General features: G+C 67.3%; 1 protein-coding gene. It reads right to left on the bottom strand.

Going from position 1 to position 1,045, the window contains the following annotated elements; translation table 11 throughout:
* Nucleotides 1–1,045, bottom strand: a 1,045-nt coding sequence (locus AC1DK4_RS40670) for an isovaleryl-CoA dehydrogenase (protein WP_441650514.1), incomplete at both ends; no start/stop codon positions are given.

Here is a 1,045-nt window from a genome sequence, read left to right as displayed (position 1 = left end):
CTTGGCGTCGCGCCACAGGCGGCCCACCGGGTATTCGTTGATATAACCGTTGCCGCCCAGGATCTGCACCGATTCGCCGGCCATCCAGGTGGCTTTCTCGGCCGTGTACAGGATCACCGCGGCGCAGTCCTTGCGCACCTGGCGCACGTGCTCCGTGCCCACYGCGTCCAGGTTCTTGCCCACCGTGTACAGGTAGCTGCGCGCCGCCTGCAGCGTGGTGTACATGTCGGCCACCTTGCCCTGGATCAGCTGGAATTCGCCGATGCTCTGGCCGAACTGCTTGCGGTCGTGGATGTAGGGCGTGACCACGTCCATGCACGCCTGCATGATGCCCACCGGGCCGCCGGACAGCACCGCGCGCTCRTAGTCCAGSCCGCTCATCAGCACGCGGGCGCCGCCGTTCTCGGCGCCGAGGATGTTCTCCACCGGCACTTCCACGTCCTCGAACACCAGCTCGCCCGTGTGCGAGCCGCGCATGCCGAGCTTGTCCAGCTTCTGCGCCACCGAGAAGCCCTTCATGCCCTTCTCGACGATAAAGGCGGTCATGCCGCGCGCGCCCAGGTCCGGCTCGGTCTTGGCGTAGACCACCAGCACGTCGCAGTCCGGGCCGTTGGTGATCCACATCTTGGTGCCGTTGAGCACGTAGCGGTCGCCCTTGAAGTCGGCGCGCAGCTTCATGCTGACCACGTCSGAGCCGGCGTTGGGCTCGCTCATGGCCAGCGCGCCGATCCAGTCGCCGGAGACCAGCTTGGGCAGGTACTTCGCCTTCTGCGCGGCCGAGCCGTTGCGGTGGATCTGGTTCACGCACAGGTTGGAGTGCGCGCCGTAGGACAGGCCGACCGAGGCCGAGGCGCGGCTGATTTCCTCCATGGCCACCATATGGGCCAGGTAGCCCATGTTGGCGCCGCCGTATTCCTCGGCCACCGTGATGCCCAGCACGCCCAGGTCGCCCATCTTCTTCCAGGCGTCCATCGGGAACTGGTCGGTGCGGTCGATCTCGGCGGCGCGCGGGGCCAGTTCGGCCTGCGCCCAGTTGCGCACGCTC

The organism is Cupriavidus sp. 05N38 (genome assembly GCF_056397345.1).
The sequence above is the reverse complement of the archived record's forward strand: the minus strand, read 5'-3'. Positions and strand labels throughout refer to the sequence as shown.